The organism is Haloarchaeobius baliensis, from assembly GCF_052060055.1.
GTDB classification, from domain to species: domain Archaea; phylum Halobacteriota; class Halobacteria; order Halobacteriales; family Natrialbaceae; genus Haloarchaeobius; species Haloarchaeobius baliensis.
The window spans coordinates 1527135-1549856 of sequence record NZ_JBPPFR010000001.1 but is presented as its reverse complement, the minus strand read 5'-3'; the positions used below and the strand labels follow the sequence as shown (position 1 = coordinate 1549856).

The window sequence follows — 22722 nt, the reverse complement described above, 5'->3', positions numbered from 1 at the left end:
CCGCTACTCGTCCAGCCAGGCGGCCAGCTGGACCTCGTCGACGAGTTCGTCGTCGACCTGGTAGTGGCCCTCGCGCGTCGATTCGACCGACCAGCCGGCGTCCTCGAGGAACGCGATCGCCCGTTCGTTCGTCGCGGGCAGGCTCTGGTACACCTTCCGCAGCCCCTGCTCGCGGGCCCAGTCGAGCCCGGCCTCCACGAGCGTCGAGCCGAGGCCGTGCCCGCGGTACTGCTCCAGTACGCCGACGGTCAGCTCGGCGGTGTGGTCCATCATCGGCGACGAGACGACCTCGACGTGGAGCCAGCCCACGGTCTCCTCGTCGACGGTCGCGACGAAGAACACCCGGTTCCCGCCCTCGTGGTGCCGGAGGAGCACGTCCTCGCGGGCGACCTGGTCGGCGAGCCGGCGGGCGACGGCGTAGGCGTCCTCGGCCGCGATGGTCTCGACGACGCCCACGATGCCGTCCATGTCCTCCTGGCGGGCGGGCCGGACCGTCGCCTCGACACCGTCGAGTTCGACCGTGGTCTCCTCGTCGGTCATCGGGAGTGCGACCCGTAGCTTGCCGTCGAGTTCGGTCAGGTAGCCCTCGCGCTCCAGGGTGGCGACGTGCCCGCTGAACTCCTCGAACGACATCGGCGTCGACGGGGGGAGCTCCGGGCCCGACCGAGCGGGCTTCGAGCTCGTCTGGGGCGTGACCAGCACGTTCCGACGCACAGTCTCCGGCTCCACCGCGCCCCGTGACTCCACGTACTCGTAGATGCGCCGCCGTCTGTCGTGCTCGAACTCCTCGAGACCGGGCATGGGTCGAAGTAGCACGCTCTCTCTGATAGCTGTTCGCCCGGCGGGGGTCGGGAGACCGGACTGTCGGACACCCACCCCGCGGTCAGGGCAGGTTCGCGATGAGGTCGCGGTAGTCCTCCTCGGGCCACGCCTTCATCGTCTCCGAGCTGACGTTGCCGGACTGGCTGATGCGGAGCAGCGCCTTCGCGGCCGCGTCGTCGTCAGGGAACTCGGCGACGGTGACGATGTCGTGCTCGCCCATCGTGAGGTAGAAGCCGTGCAGCTCCCCACCGACGGACTCCATGACCTGTTTCGCGCGGTCGAGGCGCTCCGGACTGTCCTCGATGCTCTCGATGCCTTCCTGGGTGTAGTCCCAGAGGGTGATGTACGTCGGCATGGGTCAGCAGTCGGCACGAGCCGTGATAGGTATCCACACGGTATACCGATAGGTCGGGATTACCGGACGACTCCGCAGTCGAACCCCTCGCCACAAGGACCGGTATCACAAGGACCATGCCACCTCGCCGCGCAGTGGGCCGTACTCAGGTGGACACCGGCATGGAGAAACGCGAATACAGAGACGATTACCGCGAGAAGACGCTGTACATCCCCGGTCCGACCGAGGTCCGCGAGGACGTCATCGAGGAGATGGCCCAGCCGATGTTCGGCCACCGGATGGACCGGATGACCGACCTGTACACGACCATCGTCGAGGATACGAAGGAGTTCCTCGGCACTGAGAACGAGGTCGTCATCCTCACGGCGTCCGGAACCGAGTTCTGGGAGGCGTCGACGCTCAACCTCGTCGACGAGAAGATCCTCGTGCCGACGTGTGGGAGCTTCAGCGAACGCCACGCCAACGTCGCCGAGCGCCTCGGCAAGGACGTCGACCGGCTGGAGTACGAGTGGGGACAGGCGGTCAAGCCGGCGGACATCCGCGCCGAACTCGAGTCAAGCGACGAACAGTACGACGTGGTCGCGACGGTGATGAACGAGTCCTCGACCGGTGTCCGCAACCCGATCGAGGAGATCGGCGACGTGGTCGCGGAGTACCCTGACACGTACTTCGTCGTCGACGCCGTCTCCGCGCTCGGCGGCGACTACGTCGACATCGACGAACACGGCATCGACGTCATCTTCGCGTCGACCCAGAAGGCGTTCGCCATGCCCCCGGGACTCGCGGTCTGTGTCGTCAGCGACGACGCCTACGAGCGCGAGGTCGAGAAGGAGACCTCGTCCTGGTACGGCGGCTTCCGGCGCACCATCGACTACTACGAGCGGAAGGGACAGACCCACTCCACGCCGGCCATCCCGGTCATGCTCGCCTACCGCAAGCAGATGAAGTACATGCTGGAGGAGGGCCACGAAGCGCGCGACGACCGCCACCGCGAGATGGCGGCGTACACCCAGGAGTGGGCCCACGAGCACTTCGACATGTTCCCCGAGGCGGGCTACGAGTCCCAGACCGTCTCCTGCATCGAGAACACGCAGGGCATCGACGTCGCCGGGACCATCGAGCAGGTGAGCGAGGAGTACGACTTCGCGTTCTCGAACGGCTACGGCTCCCAGCTCGGCGAGCAGACGTTCCGCATCGGCCACATGGGCGAGCACGACGTCGAGTCGATCCGCGCACTGACCGACGCCATCGAGGACGTCGCCGGCCTCTGAACGCGGGCTTCGGACGGCTCGCCGAGGCCGTTGGAGGCCCACCAACGATCGCCAGACGTCGACGAGTACCGCCCGGGAGGAACTCATCGACCCTTGTGTGACAAGAGATAACATCCAACACGGCGTCAGTACGGTTGGGGAGTTCCATGAGACCGAACCACACGACCCGTGTCTGGAGGCACACCCATGCCTGAGGAACCAGTTCGCGTCGGCGTTCTGAGCCTCCACAACAGCAAGGAGACCAAGGCGATTCTGAACGCTGTGGAGGCGCTGGGGCACAGCCCCGAGTGGTTGCGGACGGAGAACACGGTCGTCCGGTTCGCGGACGGGCGGGCCACGCTCTCCCCGGACGTGGACGTCATCGTGAATCGGCTGCTGCTCTCGAACACCGACCAACCCTCGGAAGAGCTCGGCCTCGCCCAGACGCTCGACCGGATTCGGCCGATGCTCAACGTGCCCGAGGCGACGGCACGTGCCGCGCACAAGACTGCCACGGCCGCCAGTCTCGTCGAGGGAGGCCTCCCGGTCCCCCGGACGGTGTTCGCACTCAGCACGGACCAACTGAACGACCTCAGACACGAGTTCGACGACGAAGCCGTCTACAAGACTGCCATCGGCACACACGGTGGTGGCGCGTGGAAGGTGGAGATCGACGATCCACTCACCGCCAGCGTCGGCCAGCGACGGGCCTTCCTCCAGGAGCTCATCGGGCCGGAGGACGAGACACCGCGGGACCTCCGTGTGTACGTCGTCGACGACACCGTCATCGGCGCGATGTACCGGACCGCAGCCGAGAGCGACTGGCGTACCAACGTCGCACTCGGTGGCGCGGTCGAAGACGCGACCGATTCCACGCCCGACGCGGTGCTCGACCTCGCCCGCGAGGCCGCCGGAATCGTCGGGCTCGACTACGCCGGCGTCGACCTCATCCAGGGAACGGATGGATGGTACATCCTCGAGGTGAACCCCACTGCCGGGTTCAAAGGGCTCTACGAGGCGACGGGGCGCAGTCCAGCTCCCTACATCGCCAGGCAGGCCATCGAACGAGCGGGCGCATCGGTCGATTCCGAGCGAGTGCGGATTCTCGCATCGACGCTCGACGATTCCGTTCCGTCGTGCAAGCCGGTCCCCCCGACGGTACACGAGGAGCAGGCGATCACCATCGGGTTCACCGAACAGGTCGTCGTCAGCGGTACCAGCGGCACGAAGACCGTCATCGCCAAGTCGGACACCGGAGCGGCCAGAACGAGCGTCGATATCGGTCTCGCCGCCGACATCGGCGCCGGACCGATCCACAAAGTGACTCGCGTGCGGTCGGGGAGCACGAAGCAGTCCAGCCGACGACCGGTCGTCGACCTCGTGATCGGCATCGGCGGCAGACAGCACACGGTCGCCGCGAACATCGAGGACAGGTCCCGCATGACCCACCGGCTCCTGCTCGGCCGCGACGTCCTCAAGAACTACCAACTCGACGTCAGTCGCCGGGTCGAAGACCACGTCCAAGTTGCGGACGAGGAGTGACCGTCGACCCGGCGTCGCCCTATCCGAGGGTACTGCAGGGTGTGTGGACGGGACGGTCGGCGGGCGCACGGCAGCGAAGCGCCCGACGCCACCGAGGACGTGGCGGGACCGCAGCCGATAGTCCGGTCCCCCACGCTCGAACCCACGGCAAGCAGGCGGTCTTCGAGACACTGCACGAGCGGGTTGCTACTCCCGTCGCCACAGCCGGTCGACCGCCGCCGCCAGCCGCGACCGGATGCTCGACGTCGGTCCAGACGCCGCCGACTGCGGCTCCGCGGGGAGGCCGTGGGCGTCCTCGACGAGCTCCACGAGCCGGTCGACGAACCGGGCCGCCTGTGCCCCGTCGACGACGTCGTGGTCGAACGTCACCGTGAGCGAGAGCAGCTCCCGGTTCGTCAGCTCGCCGTCGACGAGGCGTGGCTTCTCCGCGATGCCGCCGACGGTCAGCTGGACGGTGTAGTTCGTCGGGCTGACCGCCCAGCCGCCGCCGTCGCCGAACATCCCCACCGAGGTGATGGCGACCGTCCCGGCGAGCGACTTCCAGCGCCGCGGGAACCACTGCGGCAGTCGCCAGACGAGCCGGCGAAGGGACCCGGGGAGCCGGAACGCCGCGCGTTCCACCCGGGAGAGCCCGGCGGGGTCCCGGGACGCCTGCGCCCGCCGTATCTCGTCGTGGACGGAGCGCAACGACCGATCGTCGACGGCCCGGAGGACGTGTGGCACCCCCAGTCCCCCACCGTCACCGGCGGCCGTCTCGACGAGCACGTTCACGTCGACGTCCTCGAAGACGTGCAGTCGCCCGCGCCAGTCCCGGTACGCGTTGACCCGCGGATGGTCCTCGATGGCGGCCCCGAGGCAGACCGCGAGGAACGCGGTGAACGACGGCGCCTCGCCGGTCGCCGTCTCGAGCTGGTCGATGCGTCGCCGTGCCTCGGTCACGTCGACCTCGACGAGGCCGTGGACGTTGCTCCGACCCCCCGCGACCCGCATGTAGTCGGCGGTCGCACGACGGGGCGGTGCGAGCCGTTCGATGCGCTCACCGCGCTCTTCCATACCGGCTGGACGTGGAACTGCGGGAAAACGTTTGAGTCCGGAGCGGGGCCGAGCATGGCGAATGCCTCGGCAGGCTACTTATTCCCTGCCCGACAACTTCCGGGCGATGACGGCCACGAGACGGTCATCGAGTCGCTGACTCTCAGCCGGCTCAGTCGTGGATGGCCTCGATCTCCTCCCAGAGGCTCATCTCCTCGGGAACGGCCGTGACCCCGAACAATCTGGAGATACTGCTCGGCTGCTCCCCGCTGGCGTCCGGCATGTAGAACCGGCCGGGACTCAGGTCGAACAGCCCGTCGTCGAGGGTCATCGAGACCAGCTCGTGCTCGGGTGGCCAGTCCGGCGGCAGGTCGCCGATGGGTCGACCGTCGTCGTCGACGAGTCGCCGCAGGAACTCGCCGTTCCGGGCTCCGTACAGTTTGTCGCCCTCGCGTCGGACCGCGAGGACGAAGCACCAGTCCTCGCGATCGATCTCGTCCGGGAAGGCGTCGTAGTCGATCTCGGCCACGTCGAACGGTGCGTCGTACTGGCAGACGAGCACGTCGCTCCCGACCTCACCGTCGTCGAAGGCGCGGAACGGGTCCCGGTGGGTGCGCTCGTCGAGTTCGGCCTTCCGCGCCTCGAAGCCGGCCTCGGTCAGGACCTCCTCGTGGGTCATGCCCTCGAAGACGTACTCCGTCGCCAGCGATGCGGGACCGTCGTCGTCGACGTCGTCGCGCAGGTCCGCGGGGACGTCGCGGCGCCTGAGCAGCACCCGCTCGTCGTCGAGGGCGCGTGTCTCGTAGACGGGCGCGTCGAGCAGTCGCTGCCTGTCGCCGACGACCTCGGTCCACGAGTCGTCGAAGACTGTCAGCCAGCCCAGTTCGCTGACGTCGCTGTCGGGCGGGCGACCGAGTGCCATCTTCTTCCGTTGCAGGTCGCGATGCCCGGTGACGTACCACGCATCGAAGGTGGTGGCGGCATCGGCCACGAAGTCGGTGAGTCGGTCCGCACGCGCCCGGGCCGTCTCCCGTGTGAGGCCGTCGCCGTCGAACAGCGTCCTGCCGAACCGCATCGCGAACAGGTCCATCACGAACGTGCCCGCTTCGTGTTCGCTGGTGACGACGACGCACTCGACGCCGTCGAACTCGCACCGGAACTCGACCTTCGAGACGTCGTCCCTGGCCCCATCGGCGGCGACGTCCTCGGGCGATGTTGCCGACCGCGTCTGGTCCTCCCCGTCGACCTTGATGGTGTACTCGATGCGGGTGTCGTCGTCGAACGGGGCGATTTCGAACCCGTTCGCGCGGCACACCGCGACCAGTTCGTCGGCGGCCGACAGCGGGTGCCGGTCGAGTCCGAAGGAGAGCAGGAGGTCGTTCTGTTCTGACACGTGACTCGATGGTGGTGCGCCCGGCATGAATGGTCCGGCCGACCAGTCGGTTGCCGAACCACCCCCGGGCGGAATCAGGCGACTTATGCGCGACGCAGCCGAGAGACCGAGACACCACAGTGGTCCCCGAGCCAGCCAGCGACGACACCTCCGAAACCGATATCCCCGACGACGAGCGCGACGCCCTGCTGACCATCGGCCACGGCGCGGTCGTCACCTCCGGCGGCCAGTCCCTCCAGCGGGCGCTGACGACGGGGACGGAGTACGCCCTCGCCCAGGGGCTCGGCCCGGTCGTCTACGGGGTCTACGCGTTCGCCTGACGGGTCGCCCAGCTGCTGTTCAGGCTGGTGAACTTCGGCTCCGTCGGGACGCTCCAGCGGTACCTCTCGGCCTACGACGGCGAGCCCGACCGCCAGGGCCGGGTGGTCGGGCTGGCGTACCTGACGACGGTGGTCGTCGGCCTCGTCCTCGCCGGCGGGCTGGTCGTCGGCGGCGACTGGCTCAACCGTACGACGGTCTCTCACCCGGAGTTCCCGCCGACCGTGCGGCTGTTCGCCGCGCTGATACTCCTCGTCGGGCTGGTCAACATCCACGCCGGCGTCCTCCGGGCGATGCGGTCGGCCCGCGGCGAGGTGCTGTTCAACCGGGTGCTCCGGCCGGCGGTCAGGCTGGTCGGCGCCGTGGGCGCGCTCGTGCTCGGCTACTCGGTCGTCGGCGTCGCCGGCGCGTTCGTCCTCGGGATGGCCGGACTCGCGCTCGTCGGGTTCCCGGTGGTCGTCTCGGCGACCGGCATCCGACCGGCCCTCTCGGGAGTTCGCTCGGAGGCCCGGCGGTTCTACAACCACTCCGGCCCCATCGCGCTGAGCAGCCTCGGCAAGGTGTTCCAGAACCGGGTCGACGTCATGCTGGTCGGTTTCCTGCTGACCGCGAGCGCCGCCGGGGTGTACAACGTCGTGCTCGTCCTCGTGTCGCTGGCGTGGATCCCCCTGCTCTCGTTCAACATGCTCCTGCCACCGGTCGCCTCGGGGCTGTACGCAGACGACGAGATGACGACGCTGAACGCGGTCTACTCGGCGGTTACGCGGCTCATCGTCACCTGCGTCGTCCCCATCCTCGCCGTACTCGTCGTCTACGGTGAGGCCATCCTCTCGGTGTTCGGCTCGAACTTCACCGCCGGCTACGTTCCCCTGGTGGTGTACCTCGGTGGCGTCCTCGTCGGCAGCGCCGTCGGTGCGACGGGCTGGCTGCTGATGATGACCGACCACCAGTACGCACGGATGGCGCTGGACTGGCTGCTCGCCGTGTTGAACACGCTCCTGACGTTCGCGTTCGTCCGCGAGTTCGGGCTGGCTGGTGCCGCGCTCGGGACGGCCGTCGCCATCGCGGTCCAGAACGGCATCCAGGTGTTCCTCCTGCGACGATTCGAGGGGCTCTGGCCGTTCGACGCGACGTTCCTGAAACCGCTCGGCGCGGGTGGTGCGACGGTGGGCGTGATGCTCCTCGTCCGCGAGTCACTCCCCGGGTTCGGTGGGGTCGCAGTCGGGGTCGCGCTTGGGGCCGTGACCTACGTCGGCACACTCCTCCTGCTCGGCGTCAACGACCGCGACCGGCTCGTGGTCACCGGGCTGGCCGCCCGGTACCGTGACGGAGTCGCTGCGACCGTCGGCGACCGTCGTTCACAGCCCTCGAACGATCCGTAGGACCCGGCGCCGAACCCACCGAACTCACTCACCGCCGGCCAGTCGCTGAACGATGTCGACGAACTCCTCGTCGAGGTCGGCGTGGTGGTGGACGACCCGCCACTCGCCGTCCTCGCGGCGGTAGACGTTCGTGGCCCGGTACTCCGCGTCGATGGATTCACCCCCGAGCGTCATGTCGACGCGTTCGGTGACGAGTTCGTACGCGAGGTCGCCGACGACGCGGACGAGCTGGTCCCCCCGCGTGACGCGCCCGTCGGTCGCCAGCTCGGCGACCGAGGCCCACGAGTTCGCGACCGCATCCCACCCGACCTCCCGCCCACCGATGGGGTGCATGGTGGTCACGTCGTCGCCGTGGGACCAGACCGCGGACATCGGCTCCGCATCCCCGTTGGCCATCCGTTCGAGCGCATCGTAGAATCGGTCCGACGCGTCGGTGACCGCCGCGTCGGTATGTGTCGCTGTCATCCCGGTTCCCGACGCGCGACGAGGTGATTGTTATAGCACAGTTAGCATGACAGCGACCAGATAGGGCTCTGTCCGGGAGTCGTGACGACCCACGGGCCGCCCGAAACAACGCCATACCGGTTCAGGGAGCGCCCTCCGGACCGTGCGGTTCCACCCCGATGGCGACACGTCGTGGTGGTGCACCGCTCGACGACGAACGGACCAGGGGTCGCTCGCTCGCGTCTCTCCGACGACCAATCGGGACACACTTTTGATGCGTGCCATGGTAGCATACAACATTCCATGGACTACGACGACCCACCGAAACCCGACCCCGACGAGGACCTGTTCGAGGTCTGCCCAGTCGCCAGAGCGTTCGAGATCGTCGGCTCCAAGTGGCGACTCGCCGTCCTCCGGAGCCTCCATCTGCACGGCGAACAGCGGTTCAGCGAACTGCAGGAGACGACGACCGCGGATTCGTCGACGCTCTCCAGGGTCGTCGAGGAACTCGAGGACCAGGAGCTCGTCACGCGGCGGCTGGAGGACCGGCCCATCGCCACCTACTACGACCTGACCGAACCGGGTGCGGCACTCGAGACCGTGTTCGAGGCGTTCGAGGACTGGGCGTTCGAGTACACCGCGGCGGAGATGCCCGCCGTCGAGGTCAGGGAGTGACCGCAGGCGTCGGACCGGTGGCGGTTACCTCCGGTTAGCCGGTAGCGCTGGTCCCACCGGGTTGCATTACTATCACAAAAATTATACATCTGGTGGTCGCGATAGTTCCAGCCGTGGTCACCGAGACCACCGAGGTACCAGCCATGTCCGCAGACGAGCCAACACCGGAACGAGTCCTCGAGCTCGGCCAGGGATTCTGGGCGGCGAAGGCGCTGCTGAGTGCCACCAGTCTCGGCGTCTTCACCGAGCTCGAACGCAACGGGCCGCGCACCGTCGAGGAGCTGGAGGACGCGCTCGGGCTGCATCCACGGAGCTCCCGTGATTTCCTCGACGCTCTCGTCGCTCTCGACCTGCTGGAGCGCGAGGCGTACGAGTACCGCAACACGCCGGAGGCATCGGCGTTCCTCGTGGCGGGGAAACCGACGTCCTTTGCGGGCTGGTTCGAGATGGTCGACGACCGCCTCTACCCGTTCTGGGACGACCTCGAGACCGCACTCCGGACGGGTCGCCCCCAGAACGAACTCGAAGACGGCGAGACCCATCCGTTCGAGGGCGTCGTCTACCACGACGACGAGCTCCTCGAGCAGTTCGTCGGCGCGATGACCAGCCTGAGCATGGCCGCCGCTGACGTCATCGCCAACGAGTTCCCCTGGACGGACCACGAGGTGGTGGTCGACCTGGGGACCAGCGAGGGTGTCGTCCCGCGCCGGGTCGCCGAGGTCAACGACCACGTCCGCGCCATCGGTGCCGATCTCCCACGCATCGAACCGCACTTCCGGCGTTTCACCGAGGAGAGCCCTGCCGCCGACCGCATCGAGTTCCGGACCGTCGACTTCTTCGCCGACGAGGCGCTGCCCGCGGCCGACGTCTACGTCCTCGGCCACATCCTCCACGACTGGTCGCACGACGACACGCGGACCATCCTCTCGAAGGTGTACGAGGCGGTCGAGCCCGGCGGTGCCGTCGTCGTCTACGGCACGATGATAGACGACGACCGCCGGGAGGACGCGTTGCCGCTGCTCATGAGCCTGAACATGCTCATCGAGACGCCGAACGGTTCGGACTACACGCCCCGGCGCTGCATCGAGTGGCTCCATCGGGCCGGCTTCGAGGGTGGCGAGGCCAGACCGCTGCCCGGGCCGGACACGATGGTCGTGGCACGGAAGTGAGTGACTCACCACAGAACAATGTCAGATGAGACGCATACCGACGCGGCCGAACGCGGAGGCGAATCGACAGCAGACAGCACGGTGTCCGAGGGGACCGTCGACCAGTCGGGGTCGCTGCCCGACGTCGGCCGGCGGGCCCTGCTGTGGGCGCTCGGGGCCGGGACCGCGCTCACCGCGGCCGGCAGCTCGACCGTAACCGCCGACCCCGACGGGAGTCAGCAGACCATCGATCCGCTCTACGGCTACGCGACGCCGAACGCGGACAGCGTCCCGGACGAGCTCCAGCCGGACCACACGGTCGAACTGCACGTCGAGGAGGGCACGCCCTGGGAGCCGCGGCAGCCACCTGCCACCGTCCACGGGCCACTGTTCCACTTCGAGCCGACGGGGCTCGCGGTCGAGCCCGGAGATATCGTCCAGTTCACTGCCACCACCCCCGACCACTCGGTCACGGCGTACCATCCGGGCCACGGCTACCAGCGGCGTGTCCCCGAGGGGGTGCCGCCGTTCTCCTCGCCGGTCATCAGCTTCGAGGGCGCGTGGCTCTACCGGTTCGACGAGCCGGGCCTGTACGACGTGTTCTGTGCGCCACACCACATCCTCGGGATGGCCATGCGCATCGTCGTCGGCGAGATGAGCGAGAGCGACGTGCCGGCGTACGAGGACGACTTCGCGAACGAGCCGGGTCCACCGCCGTTGCTGGCCCCGTTCAGCCAGCAGTTCCTCGAGGGCGAGCTCGAGCACTACAGCGAACCGGGCGAGAACCTCAACCTCGAATGGGCGTGGCTCACTCCACAGGAGGTACTCGCCACGCCGGCGCTCGATCCGGGCAACATCCAGTCAGGCGACGGGACCGTGTCGTTCGAGACGGTGCTCGCCGACATCGACCGCATCAACGGTGGGGCGCACCAGGAGTAGACAGGGTGACCGCCGCCCAGGCGTGCGCGCTTGGCCACGCTGCCCTCCACAGCGGCCCTGTACGCCTTGACGATGGGTCCCTCCGCTCCGCCGTTCTATTCGTCCGCCGGACGTGGATGGCCGCCTCCGGAACCGCCCGAAACCACGCGGAGAGAGCATCGTCACTGGAGATGGGTGAAATGTGCGCCCGGAACACTAACGACCGGTCTCATCCCGTGGCGGCGTGCCGCGTCGACCGGGAAACCCTCGTGCCGGGCGGGCAGTGTGCCAGCACTGCCGAGTGCCGACCGGCGTGAACCTGGTCGGCGGGCCGCAGAGCGGCCGGCGCACTGTCGCGTGCCTGGGTTCTCCGCCGGTTCATCGCTCCCGAAACGGGTGCGCTCGGGCGGGGACTAGTGGCACGCAGGAGTGGGTAGCCGACGGACGCGGTAAGGTCTTGCGGGTCGGACGGTGTATCGACTCCCCGAGCGGCCCGTCGCGCCAAGTTTCGACAGTCGGTCGCCGTGTCGCGGATGGGGCCGACAGCCGAACGCCCAGAATTTTTATCCATGTCGTCGAGCCGTGTAGTGGTACGCGACGGGGGCACCGTCAGCGTGGAGCAACACCATCATGGCTGAGAACGAGACGGACGACCACCAGTTCGACTACGCCACACACTGGGTGAGCGAGCAGTGCGCCGGGGGGGTCCTCGGGTTCGACACCGGACCGCTGCTGACCGGGATACTCAAGTTCGGGACACCCTGGAACGTGATCACCGCCATCTACCTGTGGACCAGCTGGGGAGCGCTATCGGCCGGCTTCCTCTTCGCCTCCTTCCTGGGACAGGTGTGGATCAACGTCTCACCGTTCCTCATCTGGTACTACGACGAGCGGGTGATCCCGGAGTTCTTCGCGAAGTTCCGGGACATCTACTCGGACGAGGCACACCTCTCCGCGGTTTCGCGGCGGTACAACGAGTTCTACGCCGACTACAGACTCTCGATCGGTATCCTCTGGGCGGTACTGTTGCTCGTCGGTGGCTGGGCGGGAACGCCCGTGTTGCTCGAACAGGGCATGGACGCCTACGGCCGTCTGTTCCTCTATCTCACCTACCTCTGGGCCGTCTACATCGGACTCGTGCTCGCCGAGCCGGGGTTCAAGGGGCCGGTCACGACGATCCTGCTGATGCGTGAGGTCTCGGACCTGGAGTTCGACATCCAGCCACTCCACCCGGACCAGCTGGGTGGGTTGAGCACCGTCGGCTACTTCTCCATCAGGACGACGCTCGTCTTCTCGTCGGCGTCGTTGTTCATCCCGCTGTCGTTGCAGTTCAGCGCCGGCTCCGGAAGCGAGCTCCTCGTCTTCTTCGTGACGGGTGTGTACGTCCTCACCCTGCTCCTGACCTTCATCTACCCGACGTACCGAATCAACCGGGCCGCGGCAACGGTCCGGGACGCCAAGCTGTCGGAGCTGCAGAGCCGGATCGACGCGCTGAAAGCCGGCGCCCGGGGCGGTGCAGACGACGAACTATCCGAGCTCAACAGGCGGTTACAGATCCGGGAGGTTCGGGAGACCAACACCGACTACCAGAAGGTGCGACTGTATCCGATCCAGATAGACATCCTGCTGCAGCTCGCAGGATCGTTGTTGCTCCCCATCGGCATCTTCCTGCTCGAGACCTACCTCAAGAACAGCGTCTTCTGACGCGGTCGGTCGGACCGTCAGACCGTGTACTCGTCCTCGCGGATCTGGACGTAGCCGTTCTTCAGGAAGCTCCGCTTGCGCTTCTTGTACTGGTAGACGAGCTTCAGGCCGGCGAGGCCGCCGGAGAGTCTCGTCTCGATGAGCTCGTGGGCGGACTCGGACATGAGCTTGTTCGCGATGCCGAACGTGCGGTCCCAGTCGTCGGGCTCGTAGGACTTCACGATGTCCGCGAAGGAGAGGTTGCGGACGAGCTCCTCGCCGATGATGTTCTTCCAGACGTCGTTGTAGCGGTGCAGGGAGTCGACCGCGGCGAGGCGGCCGGCGAGCTTGCCGGACCGCGAGGCGACGTGGTAGCCGCCCTCGTGGAACGCGGAGGTGGTCCCCATCGCACCGCCGGTGACGGCGACGCCGGCCTCGACGGGCGAGTCTATCGGTTTCGTCGAGGAGATCGGGTACGTCTCCGTGCCCCCGGACTTGCCGCGGTCCTCGACGAGCGGGAAGTCCTCCTCGATGTCGTACTCGTCGCCGTACTCGATCTCGAGCAGGCGGCGGATGTACTCGCCGGCGCGGGGGAGACTCTCGTCCTCGGGTTCGAGCAGGCGGTAGGCGTCGGGGTTCTCCACGTCGTCGAGCGTCATCCCGATGGGCATCGTCAGTCCGATGCGGGCGATGTTCTCGTCGTTCGGGAAGATCCACGGGTAGGCCGTCTCGCCCGGCATCCAGCCCCACCAGAACTTGAGGTTGTTCTCCTCGAACACCTCCTCGGGGACTCTGCGGTGCTCCTGGTAGGCGATGTGGTTGGCCTTCGTCGAGGCCATCACGTCGGCGACGCTGCGCCCCTCGGGGAGGAACTGGTCGAGCGTCGGGATGGTGACGGTACGCTGCGGCCCGTCGGAGAGGATGAGGTACCGCGCCGCCACGTCCTCGCCGTCGGCGAGGTGGACGGTGTGGCGGTACTCCTCGTCGAGGTCCGAGTCCACGCCCCGAACCGAGACGCCGACGCGGTACTGCGCACCCTCGTCCTCGGCGCGCTCGCGGAGCCAGTCGTCCATCCGGGCGCGCTGGAAGGTGAAGCCGAACCGGTCGTACGACGAGTCGATGCCCGTGCTGCTCATGTGGGTCGTCGTCGCCGGCCCGATGAAGTCCACGCCGTCTAGCTCCTGCAGGACGACGCCGTCGGGTAGCTCGGAGACGTCGAGGTCCATGATGTCGATCCAGTAGTCGAGCATCCCGGCGGCGTCGGTCGAGTCGGGGCCCAGTCCCTCGCGGTCGGCGCGGGGGACGCCCTTCTCCAGCACCACGGTGTCCGCACCGTGGGAGGCCGCCTCGATGGCGGCGCTGGTCCCGGCGGGACCGCCGCCGACGATGGCCACGTCCACGTGTTCCATACCCTGAGTGGTTTCATGGTGGCGTATTAAACCCCCTGAACCGCCTCGGCGGATTTTTCACGGTGCCCCCCGCAGGTCCGCGCATGACGGACGAATCCGACGACACGGGAGCCACGGAGTACGACAACGTGACCGTCGAGCGCGAGGACGGTGTCGGCCGGGTGACGCTGGACCGGCCGGACGCGTACAACTCCCTCGACGCGGCGACGGCACGGGACCTCCGTGCTGCAGTCGTCGAGCTCGCTTCGGACGACGAGGTGCGCTGTCTCGTCCTCGCCGGTACCGGGCCGGCGTTCTGTTCCGGCGCGGACCTCGGCTCGTTCGCGGGCGACGAGACCGACCGGAAGCGGCTCGATTCGGTCGCCACGCCCCTGCACAAGACCGTCGAGACGCTCGCGACGGCGAAGAAGCCGACCGTGACGGCCGTCGGTGGCGTCGCGGCCGGCGGTGGGCTCGGTCTCGCCCTCGCCGCCGACGTGGTGCTCGCCCACGAGGACGCGCGCTTCGAGTTCACCTACACCCGCATCGGCCTCTCCGGTGACGGCGGCTCGACCTGGTTCCTCCCGCGGCTGCTCGGGTACCGACGCGCCCGAGAGTTCGCGCTACTGGACGAGCCCATCTCCGCCGAGGAGGCGGCTGCCGAGGGGCTCGCGACGGAGGCCGTCCCGGACGACGAGTTCGAGGCCCGCGTCGACGAGGTCGCACGGCAGTTCGCCGACGGCCCGACGCGAGCCTACGCGAACATCAAGCGGCTGCTGGCCCGCGGTGAGGACCGCGACCTGCCGGCCCAGCTCGCCGCAGAGAAGGACACGATCACCCGTCTCTCCGGGAGCGCGGACTACGCGACCGGTTACGAGGCGTTCTTCGGCGACGAGGAGCCCGACTTCGAGGGCCGTTAGTGGAGAGAGTCGGTCAGTCCCGCAGTTCGACCACCACGCTCTCCATCGGCGGGCAGTCGCGCCGACGGTATGTCGCCGCGTCGCCGGCCCGGTCCAGCTCGAACAGCTCGAACGTGACGACGAGCCGCCCGTCCGCGACCGTCGCCCGGCAGACCGGGCCGACGCTCGTCACCGCGACGTACGGCGGCGCGGCGACGGGCCGTGCCTGGAGGTCGTAGCCCGCCGCCTCCACCGCGTCGGCGAGCAGTATCGGGAGCCCGTCGAGTGCGCCTGAGTCTGCGAGGACGGTACGGAGGGGTACGACGACGCCTGCCCGGTCGGTCGGCGGCGTCTTCCAGGCCGCGGCGACCCGGTCCGCACAGTCGCCGAGGTCGGTGACGAGGTCCGCGTGTTCGTCGAGGACGTGCTCGCGTGCACGGCCGGCAGCGTCGGCTGTCACGCCCGGCCGTTCGACGGGCCCGGACAAAACCGCAACGGTACGTCCAAGTAGCGGGCAGCCCACCGCCGAGTCGATGGAACTCGTCGACTACGAGCTGTATCCGGTCCCGCCCCGCTGGCTGTTCCTCAAACTGGAGACCAGCGACGGCACCGTCGGCTGGGGGGAACCGGTCGTCGAAGGACGGGCCCACACGGTCCGGGCCGCCGTCGAGGAACTGGTCGAGGACTACCTGCTCGGGGAGGACCCCCTTCCCGTGGCGGACCACTGGGAACGGCTGTACCGTGGCGGCTTCTACCGCGGCGGGCCCGTCCTCTCGTCCGCGCTCGCCGGCATCGACCAGGCGCTCTGGGACATCCGCGGGAAGCAGTTCGGCGCGGCGGTCCACGAACTGCTCGGCGGGCCGGTCAGAGAGCGCGTCCGGGTGTACCAGTGGGTCGGCGGGGACCGGCCCGAGGGGGTGGCCGATGCCGCGCGCGAGCAGGTCGACGCCGGGTTCACCGCGCTGAAGATGAACGCGACGCCGGAGCTGGAGCGCATCGACTCCCCCGCGACGGTGCAGGCAGCAGCGGACCGGCTTCGCGTGGTCCGCGAGGCCGTCGGGCCGCACGTCGATGTCGGGGTGGACTTCCACGGCCGCGCGACGGTCGCGATGGCGAAACAGCTCGTGGAGGCGCTGGAACCGCACGACCCGTTCTTCGTGGAGGAACCCGTCGCCCCGGAGCACGCCGACGCACTGCCCCGCATCGCCGAACGGACCTCGACGCCAATCGCGGCCGGGGAGCGGTGCTACCACCGGACCGACTTCAGGCCGCTGCTGGAGGCGGGCGCGGTCGACGTCGTCCAGCCGGACCTCTCCCACGCGGGGGGCATCACCGAGTGCAAGCGCATCGCGGACCTCGCCGCGACGTACGACGCCTCGCTCGCGCCCCACTGTCCCCTCGGCCCGGTCGCGCTGGCGTCCTGTCTCCAGGTCGACGCTGTCTCGCCGAACGCGCTCATCCAGGAGCAGAGCCTCGACATCCACTACAACGGGAGCGCCGACGTGCTGGACTACGTTAGGGACCCGTCCGTCTTCGACTACGAGGACGGCTTCGTCCAGGTCCCCGACGGCCCCGGTCTCGGCGTCGAGATCGACGAGGAGGCGCTCGCGAGGGCGAGCAGGGAGCCGGACTGGCACAATCCCGTCTGGCGACGCGCGGACGGCAGCGTCGCCGAGTGGTGAGGGATACGTCGGCTCAGACAGGTCAGAAGACCTTTACGTCCACTCGCGTACGGTTCTGCATGAAAGAGACCTCCAGACGGCGCCTCCTCGCAGCCACGGGCGCTGCCGCCGCATCGTTCTCACTCGCGGGCTGTTCGTCCGACCAGGGGACCGACGAGAGCACACCGACCGACACGCAGGCGCCGTCGACGGACGGGACCACGACACAGGAACCGACGACCGACGAGGGGACCGACACCAGCGGCTCCGGTGAACCGGTCGGTGCCGACCAGCTCGCCCGGTGGATACCGGTCACGGACGGGTTCGAGTTCGACCTCCAGGCGACGAGCTACTACGAGGCCGACCTCACCGCCCTCGCCGAGCACGAGGACGACTTCTACGACGGGACCTTCGAGCGCGTCACGCGGAGCCTGCTCGGGGCGGAGCTCGCTGACCTCGTCCCGTCCGACCGTCGGGAGCACGTCGTCCAGATCGTCCCCGCGTTCACCATCGTCCTGCGGACGTCGATGAACGACGACGAACTCGCCACGGTGCTCACCGATGCCGGGCTCTCCGAGACCACCACGCGTGGCGACGCCACCATCTACGAGGGGAGCGTGAACAGCACGCCCTCCACGGTCGCCGTCGTCGATGGCGTCGTCGTCCAGTCGTTCAGCTCGAACGCGTCGAGCGCGGTCGAGGCGGTGCTGGCGGCTCGCTCCGGCGAGACGGCCAGACTCCTGTCGAACAACGGTGAGGTGCGGTCCGTCGTCGATGCCGTCGGCGAGACGGAGCTGCTCGTCGTCGCGGAGCGCCCCGAGGGCAACACCGCCAACGACCCGTCGCTCGAGGACTCGTCCGCGATCGGCTACGGGTGGGAGTTCGAGGCTGACCGGTCGGACATCGCCATCGCCGTGACGTACACCGAGGGCCGGACCGCCGACGAGTCTGCGCTCGCCGACTACCTCACCGGACAGGCCGCCTTCTCCGACTACAGCAACGTCCAGACGTCGGTCGAGGGGCGGAGTGTCCTCCTGCGAGCCGACATCGCGACCGACGAGTTCGACCTCCTCAGTGCCGGGACGCCCGGTGAATCGGGGAGTGGGGGCACGGCGGCGCCGGCCGTCCAGTTCGTCTTCGAGTTCGATGCCGGGACGATGACCATCGCACACGATGGCGGCGACGCGGTCACGACGTCGAACCTCACGCTCATCATCGGGGAGACCCCGGCCGACGTCCAGTTCGCCGACGAGTACGACGAGCTGCAGGCCGGTGACTCGATCTCCGTCGATATCTCCGGGTTCGACAGCGGAACCGACGTGTTCGTCACCTGGTCCGGCGAGGGAAGCACAGCCGTTCTGGCCCAGTCGTCCGTTCCCTGACCCTCCCGGTCGACCCGTCTCGGCCCGCGGCTTTTCGCCAGCCTTTTCGGTCCGGTTTCGGACATGTCTTCCATGCGATGTCCCTCCAGGCGAGAGATACTTGCGGGCGTCGGGTCGGTCGGCGCGACGGCAGCGCTCGCCGGCTGTCTCGACGATGGCTTCGACGGGCCGTCCGATGCGCCACCGGCCAGCGAGTTCCGTTCCTGGCTCCCCGCACCGTCCGCGTCCCGGAGCGACGCGATCACCCTGTACGATGCCGACGTCGCTGCCGTCGGGGAGCACCGCGACGCGCTGCCGGCGAGCACGTTCGGGAACCTCGTGGAGACGGTGCTGACCGGCAGGTTCGGGCAGTACCTCGCCACCGAACACGTGGAGGAGGTCGTGCAGATGGTCCAGGAACGGGTCGTCCTCGTCCGGACGGACCGCTCGGACGACCAGCTCACTGCCGCGCTCACCGACGCCGGGCTCTCGGAGGTGGCCACGTACGGCGATGTGCCGCTCTACTCCCGGCGCGACGGACCGGCCCCGACGACGCAGATGCCCACGGACGAGACGGACGACGACGACCCGTCGACCGAGGTGATGACCACCACCGGCGAGGACCCCTCGACACGGATGTCGAGCCGGGAGTGGCCCGAGACGGTCGCCGTCGTCGACGGCGTCCTCGTCCAGGGGGCCGGCGAGCCGGGTCGGGACTCGGTCGAGACCGTCCTCGACGCCCGGGCCGGAGCGACAGACCGGCTACTCGAGGTCAGCGACCCCCACGCGACGCTGTACGACAGGGTCGACGAGAGCCACATCCGGGCGGTCGGCCCCCCGGTCGTGGGCGCGACGCAGAACCACCTTCCCGGCGTCACCGCCCTCGCGTTCACCTGGACGGTGGGGGCCGAACAGACCGAGTTCGCCGCGGTCTCGACGGTCCGCGACGGCGAGGGACCGACCGCCGAGCAGTTCTCGTCGTTCGTCCGGTCGAAGCTCCCGACCGACCGGTACGCAGGGTTCGAACCGACCGTGGACGGCTCCGTCCGGACCGTCACCGCGTCGGTCGACACCGGTCGGTTCGCCCCCTTCTCGAACGGGAGTCCAGACGACGGCGACGGCGCGCCCGTCATCGAGTTCGAGTTCGACTACGACATGGACGCCGGGACCGTGACCATCGCCAACGGAGGCGGGGGCTCCGTCGCTGCCGCGCGGCTGCACGTCAACGTGGCCGAATCCCGCGCCGACACCCAGTTCGCGGACGAACACGAGACGTTCGCCGCCGGTGACGCCATCACCGTCGACATCTCGGGTGTCGAGCGCGGCGCGGCGGTGCAGGTGATCTGGACGAGCGCCGACGGTGACGCCGCCCAGATCGTCGCGGAGTCGGTCGTTCCGTCGTCGGCGTCGGACCGCGAGTAACCGGGAGCGGGCGCGACGGATAGCAGGTTTTTTACATCCGTTCTCGAGAGAATACTGTATGCGAAATCCCTCCAGACGACGAGTTCTCGCTGGCCTCGGATCGACGACCGCCGCCCTGGCCCTCGCGGGCTGTCTCGGCGACGACGGTGGCGACACCGGTGGCGACGACGACGAGACCGCGACACCGACCGCCACGCCGACCGCCCAGCAGACGACCTCGAACGAGGACACCGGGTCGGTGCCGGCGCTCGTCGACTGGGTCCCCACCCCCGAGGCGCTGGGGACCGAGTCCGTGGCGTTCTACCACACCGACCTCGCGGCCCTCCGCGGGATGCAGGACTCGCTCACGGCCGGCCTCTACGACAGCGCGGTCCGCGGGATGGTGACGGGTGGCCGGGACCCCATCGTCCCCGACGACCGCCTCCAGTCGGCCATCGCCATCCAGACCGTCCGTGCGGTGGTCGTCCGGACGGACATGAGCGGCGACGAGCTGGGCAGCGCGGTCGTGGACGCGGGCTTCGAGGAGACCGGGAGCCACGGGTCGGCGACGCTGTACGCCAGTGCCGACGGCGACAGTTCGGACACCGGGTTGACGATCGCGGTCGAGGGCGACGTCATGGTCCGGGGGCGTGGCGACACCGTGGAGACACTGGTCGACGCCGCGGCCGGGGACGCGGCCCGGCTCGCCGATGCGAACGACGACGTCGCGACGCTGTACGAACGGACCGCGGATGCACACATCCGCGTCATCGGTACGGACCCTGCGGCGGCGGTCGGCGGCGGTGAGAACCTCCTCTCCGGTGCGGAGACGCTCGTCTACGCCTGGGAGATCGGGGCCGACGAGACGACGTTCACCGCCACCGCGGTCTACCCGGAGGACTCCGTGCCGGCGGCGGCCGACTTCGCGACGTACCTCGAGGAGGACGCCACGCCGATGGCCTACAGCGACTTCGAGGGTAGCGTCGACGGGAGTGTCGTCTCGACGACGGCCGCGCTCGCCACCGAGGAGTTCTCGCTGTTCGGTGGCGGTGGGAGCAACACGGGGTCGAACGACACCGCCGTGCCGCAGGTCATGTTCGGCTTCGAATACGACGACGACGCCGAGACGGTGACCATCGTCCACGAGGGCGGAGACGCGGTCGACGCGAGTCGACTCACCATCCAGATAGACGGCGTCGAGGAGCCCGTCCGGTTCGCGGAGGACGGCGAGACGATCACGGCCGGGTCGTCGACCACGGTGGACGTGAGCGGCGCCGCGGACGGGGCGGAGATCCGACTCGTCTGGTCGGGCGACGGCGACAGCCAGCAGGTCATCGCGAGCTTCGTGCTCCCCTGATGACCGTCACCAGGTAGCGTCTTTTCACGCGGGGCTGTCAGCGAATCGACCGTGGAAACGACCTCGAGGCGGCGGCTGGGTGGAGCTGCGACGATGGCGAGAGAGATTGCTTCGCACTTCCAAGAACTCGCGGAGAGATGTCCGCGGACGCCTCAGAGCACGATGCTCTTCTTCCGCATGAACGCGTGGATGGAGGCGTCGATGCCCTCGCGGCCGATGCCGGAGTCGCGGTTGCCCCCGAACGGGATGTCGCCGAGACCGTGGCTCGGCGCACCGTTGATGCGGACTGCACCGGCGTCGATGACGTCCGCGAGCCGCATCGCACGGTCGTAGTCGGCGGTGAACACGCAGGCGTCCAGCGCGAGGTCGCCGCCGTTGGCGATGTCGACGGCCTCGTCCTCGTCCGCGACCGAGGTGACCGCACAGACCGGCCCGAACTGCTCCTCCTGCAGGATGCGGGCGTCGTGGGGCACGTCCGCCAGAAGCGTCGGCTCGTAGGTCAGGCCGTCGCGGCCCCCGCCCCGGACGAGCGTCGCGCCCTTCTCGAGGGCGTCGTCGACGAGCTCCTCGACCCAGTCCGCCTGGTCCTCGGAGATGAGCGGGCCGAGGTCGGTGTCCTCGTCGAACAGGTCGCCCTGCGTCCAGTCGTCCATCGCGTCGTCGATGCGGGCGACGAGGTCGTCGTGGATCTCCTCGTGGGCGAGCACGCGGGAGACGGCCGAGCAGCGCTGGCCGGCGTACTTCAGGGAGCCCTTCGCGGCGGCCGCGGCGGCCTCGTCGAGGTCGGCGTCGGGGAAGACGAGCTCGGGGGCGTTGCCGCCGAGCTCCATGTGGAGATTGACCATCCCGGACTCGTAGGCGACGTGCTTGCCGGCGCCCGAGGAGCCGGTCATCGCGATGGCGTTCACGCGGTCGTCGCCGGCGAGGACGTCACCGATCTCGGAGCCGCGGCCGGTGACGAGGTTGATGGCCCCCTCGGGGACGACGTCGCGCATCACGTCGGCGAGGATGGCCGCGCTGACGGGCGTCTTCGTCGCGGGCTTGAGGACGATGCTGTTGCCTGCGGCGAGCGCGGGCGCGACCTGGAGCGCCGTCGTCGCCAGGGGGTAGTTGTACGGCGTGATGCAGAGCACGGTGCCGACCGGCTCGTGCTTCACGACGGCCTCCCAGCCCTCGTGGCCGCTGGTGGTCCCCTCGCGGAACTCGCCCTTGATGTGCCGGATCTCCTCGGCTGCGCGCCGGAAGCGCTCGGCCGCGCTGCCGACCTCGCCGCGGGCGCTGGAGATTGGCTTCCCGGCCTCGCGGACGATGACCTCGGCGATCTCCTCCGTACGGGCCTCGAGCCGGTCCGCGATCTCCTCGCACCACTCCCCGCGCTCGACGATGGTCGTCTCGCGCATGGTCGCCTCCGCGCGCTGGGCGGCGGCGAGGGCGTCCTGGGCCTGCTCGGGCGTGGCGGCGACGACCTCCGCGAAGTGGCCGCCGTCGGCGAGGTCCGTCACCGGGATGACGTCCGTGCCGTCGACCCACTCGCCGTCGACGAGCAACCGTTCCTTTCGCTGTGCGGTTCTGGTAGCCATACTCACTGTAACGGAGCCGGAGCACAAAAATTTACTCATGGGCGAATAAAGAGCCTGAAAGCGTGAGTAAAGAATCCGGTGTTCGCTTTCCGTCCCCAAATGGTCCGGTAGCG

Annotated in this window: 19 protein-coding genes and 1 pseudogene; 12 read left to right on the top strand and 8 right to left on the bottom strand. The window is 68.7% G+C overall.

Going from position 1 to position 22722, the window contains the following annotated elements; translation table 11 throughout:
- Positions 1–3: 3 nt before the first annotated feature.
- Complete coding sequence (locus ACSG06_RS07855; RefSeq protein WP_440989709.1) at positions 4–801, bottom strand: GNAT family N-acetyltransferase; 798 nt, start codon at positions 799–801, stop codon at positions 4–6.
- Positions 802–883: 82 nt separating this feature from the next.
- A complete protein-coding gene (locus tag ACSG06_RS07850; RefSeq protein WP_440989708.1) occupies positions 884–1177 on the bottom strand; it encodes a GYD domain-containing protein in 294 nt (97 codons plus the stop codon).
- Positions 1178–1338: 161 nt separating this feature from the next.
- Here ACSG06_RS07850 and ACSG06_RS07845 point away from each other — a divergent pair, with 161 nt between their 5' ends.
- The gene (locus tag ACSG06_RS07845; RefSeq protein WP_440989707.1) at positions 1339–2448 is read left to right on the top strand and encodes a pyridoxal-phosphate-dependent aminotransferase family protein; all 1110 of its coding nucleotides are present in this window, start codon (positions 1339–1341) and stop codon (positions 2446–2448) included.
- 186 nt (positions 2449–2634) lie between these two features.
- A complete protein-coding gene (locus ACSG06_RS07840; protein ID WP_440989706.1) occupies positions 2635–3969 on the top strand; it encodes a RimK family alpha-L-glutamate ligase in 1335 nt (444 codons plus the stop codon).
- 186 nt (positions 3970–4155) lie between these two features.
- Here ACSG06_RS07840 and ACSG06_RS07835 read toward each other — a convergent pair whose 3' ends face one another.
- Both ACSG06_RS07835 and ACSG06_RS07830 read right to left on the bottom strand, forming a co-directional pair.
- Positions 4156–5022 carry a 2-oxo acid dehydrogenase subunit E2 gene (locus ACSG06_RS07835; RefSeq protein ID WP_440989705.1) on the bottom strand — a complete coding sequence of 289 codons (867 nt, stop codon included), beginning with the start codon at positions 5020–5022 and terminating at the stop codon, positions 4156–4158.
- 151 nt (positions 5023–5173) lie between these two features.
- Positions 5174–6394, bottom strand: a complete 1221-nt coding sequence (locus ACSG06_RS07830) for a hypothetical protein (RefSeq protein ID WP_440989704.1) — start codon at positions 6392–6394, stop codon at positions 5174–5176.
- A 29-nt stretch (positions 6395–6423) separates the two neighbouring features.
- Here ACSG06_RS07830 and ACSG06_RS07825 point away from each other — a divergent pair.
- Positions 6424–8094: pseudogene (locus ACSG06_RS07825) on the top strand (lipopolysaccharide biosynthesis protein).
- 24 nt (positions 8095–8118) lie between these two features.
- On the opposite strand, the gene ACSG06_RS07820 reads toward ACSG06_RS07825, so the two are convergent.
- A complete protein-coding gene (locus tag ACSG06_RS07820) occupies positions 8119–8559 on the bottom strand; it encodes a YybH family protein (RefSeq protein ID WP_440989703.1) in 441 nt (146 codons plus the stop codon).
- A gap of 282 nt (positions 8560–8841) precedes the next feature.
- On the opposite strand from ACSG06_RS07820, the gene ACSG06_RS07815 reads away from it, so the two are divergent.
- From ACSG06_RS07815 to ACSG06_RS07800, 4 genes are all read left to right on the top strand, one after another.
- Positions 8842–9213, top strand: a complete 372-nt coding sequence (locus ACSG06_RS07815) for a winged helix-turn-helix transcriptional regulator (protein ID WP_440989702.1) — start codon at positions 8842–8844, stop codon at positions 9211–9213.
- A gap of 143 nt (positions 9214–9356) precedes the next feature.
- A complete protein-coding gene (locus tag ACSG06_RS07810) occupies positions 9357–10382 on the top strand; it encodes a methyltransferase (protein WP_440989701.1) in 1026 nt (341 codons plus the stop codon).
- 18 nt (positions 10383–10400) lie between these two features.
- Positions 10401–11300, top strand: a complete 900-nt coding sequence (locus ACSG06_RS07805) for a cupredoxin domain-containing protein (RefSeq protein WP_440989700.1) — start codon at positions 10401–10403, stop codon at positions 11298–11300.
- A gap of 609 nt (positions 11301–11909) precedes the next feature.
- Positions 11910–12983 (top strand): hypothetical protein, encoded by a 1074-nt coding sequence (locus ACSG06_RS07800; protein WP_440989699.1) that lies wholly within the window; start codon positions 11910–11912, stop codon positions 12981–12983.
- Between the two features lie 17 nt (positions 12984–13000).
- Here ACSG06_RS07800 and ACSG06_RS07795 read toward each other — a convergent pair whose 3' ends face one another.
- The gene (locus ACSG06_RS07795; RefSeq protein ID WP_440989698.1) at positions 13001–14371 is read right to left on the bottom strand and encodes an NAD(P)/FAD-dependent oxidoreductase; all 1371 of its coding nucleotides are present in this window, start codon (positions 14369–14371) and stop codon (positions 13001–13003) included.
- Between the two features lie 83 nt (positions 14372–14454).
- On the opposite strand from ACSG06_RS07795, the gene ACSG06_RS07790 reads away from it, so the two are divergent.
- A complete protein-coding gene (locus ACSG06_RS07790) occupies positions 14455–15270 on the top strand; it encodes an enoyl-CoA hydratase/isomerase family protein (protein WP_440989697.1) in 816 nt (271 codons plus the stop codon).
- 13 nt (positions 15271–15283) lie between these two features.
- On the opposite strand, the gene ACSG06_RS07785 is transcribed toward ACSG06_RS07790, so the two are convergent.
- Entirely contained in the window at positions 15284–15709 is a 426-nt protein-coding gene (locus ACSG06_RS07785; RefSeq protein WP_440989696.1) for a DUF7988 family protein, read from the bottom strand.
- A gap of 73 nt (positions 15710–15782) precedes the next feature.
- Between ACSG06_RS07785 and dgoD the strand changes: the two genes are divergently transcribed.
- From dgoD to ACSG06_RS07765, 4 genes are all read left to right on the top strand, one after another.
- Entirely contained in the window at positions 15783–16931 is a 1149-nt protein-coding gene (gene dgoD / locus ACSG06_RS07780) for a galactonate dehydratase (RefSeq protein ID WP_440989695.1), read from the top strand.
- A 59-nt stretch (positions 16932–16990) separates the two neighbouring features.
- Complete coding sequence (locus tag ACSG06_RS07775) at positions 16991–18292, top strand: hypothetical protein (RefSeq protein WP_440989694.1); 1302 nt, start codon at positions 16991–16993, stop codon at positions 18290–18292.
- Positions 18293–18364: 72 nt separating this feature from the next.
- Positions 18365–19693 (top strand): hypothetical protein, encoded by a 1329-nt coding sequence (locus ACSG06_RS07770; protein WP_440989693.1) that lies wholly within the window; start codon positions 18365–18367, stop codon positions 19691–19693.
- A 58-nt stretch (positions 19694–19751) separates the two neighbouring features.
- Positions 19752–21029 (top strand): hypothetical protein, encoded by a 1278-nt coding sequence (locus ACSG06_RS07765; RefSeq protein ID WP_440989692.1) that lies wholly within the window; start codon positions 19752–19754, stop codon positions 21027–21029.
- A 152-nt stretch (positions 21030–21181) separates the two neighbouring features.
- On the opposite strand, the gene ACSG06_RS07760 is transcribed toward ACSG06_RS07765, so the two are convergent.
- On the bottom strand, positions 21182–22609 hold the full coding sequence (locus tag ACSG06_RS07760) for an aldehyde dehydrogenase family protein (RefSeq protein ID WP_440989691.1): 1428 nt from the start codon (positions 22607–22609) through the stop codon (positions 21182–21184).
- Positions 22610–22722 lie beyond the last annotated feature (113 nt).

Coding starts and splice junctions, on each gene's coding strand:
- ACSG06_RS07855 (WP_440989709.1), bottom strand. CDS start 801: ATGCCCGGTCTCGAGGAGTTCGAGCACGACAGACGGCGGCGCATCTAC.
- ACSG06_RS07850 (WP_440989708.1), bottom strand. CDS start 1,177: ATGCCGACGTACATCACCCTCTGGGACTACACCCAGGAAGGCATCGAG.
- ACSG06_RS07845 (WP_440989707.1), top strand. CDS start 1,339: ATGGAGAAACGCGAATACAGAGACGATTACCGCGAGAAGACGCTGTAC.
- ACSG06_RS07840 (WP_440989706.1), top strand. CDS start 2,635: ATGCCTGAGGAACCAGTTCGCGTCGGCGTTCTGAGCCTCCACAACAGC.
- ACSG06_RS07835 (WP_440989705.1), bottom strand. CDS start 5,022: ATGGAAGAGCGCGGTGAGCGCATCGAACGGCTCGCACCGCCCCGTCGT.
- ACSG06_RS07820 (WP_440989703.1), bottom strand. CDS start 8,559: ATGACAGCGACACATACCGACGCGGCGGTCACCGACGCGTCGGACCGA.
- ACSG06_RS07815 (WP_440989702.1), top strand. CDS start 8,842: ATGGACTACGACGACCCACCGAAACCCGACCCCGACGAGGACCTGTTC.
- ACSG06_RS07810 (WP_440989701.1), top strand. CDS start 9,357: ATGTCCGCAGACGAGCCAACACCGGAACGAGTCCTCGAGCTCGGCCAG.
- ACSG06_RS07805 (WP_440989700.1), top strand. CDS start 10,401: ATGTCAGATGAGACGCATACCGACGCGGCCGAACGCGGAGGCGAATCG.
- ACSG06_RS07800 (WP_440989699.1), top strand. CDS start 11,910: ATGGCTGAGAACGAGACGGACGACCACCAGTTCGACTACGCCACACAC.
- ACSG06_RS07795 (WP_440989698.1), bottom strand. CDS start 14,371: ATGGAACACGTGGACGTGGCCATCGTCGGCGGCGGTCCCGCCGGGACC.
- ACSG06_RS07790 (WP_440989697.1), top strand. CDS start 14,455: ATGACGGACGAATCCGACGACACGGGAGCCACGGAGTACGACAACGTG.
- dgoD (WP_440989695.1), top strand. CDS start 15,783: ATGGAACTCGTCGACTACGAGCTGTATCCGGTCCCGCCCCGCTGGCTG.
- ACSG06_RS07775 (WP_440989694.1), top strand. CDS start 16,991: ATGAAAGAGACCTCCAGACGGCGCCTCCTCGCAGCCACGGGCGCTGCC.
- ACSG06_RS07770 (WP_440989693.1), top strand. CDS start 18,365: ATGCGATGTCCCTCCAGGCGAGAGATACTTGCGGGCGTCGGGTCGGTC.
- ACSG06_RS07765 (WP_440989692.1), top strand. CDS start 19,752: ATGCGAAATCCCTCCAGACGACGAGTTCTCGCTGGCCTCGGATCGACG.
- ACSG06_RS07760 (WP_440989691.1), bottom strand. CDS start 22,609: ATGGCTACCAGAACCGCACAGCGAAAGGAACGGTTGCTCGTCGACGGC.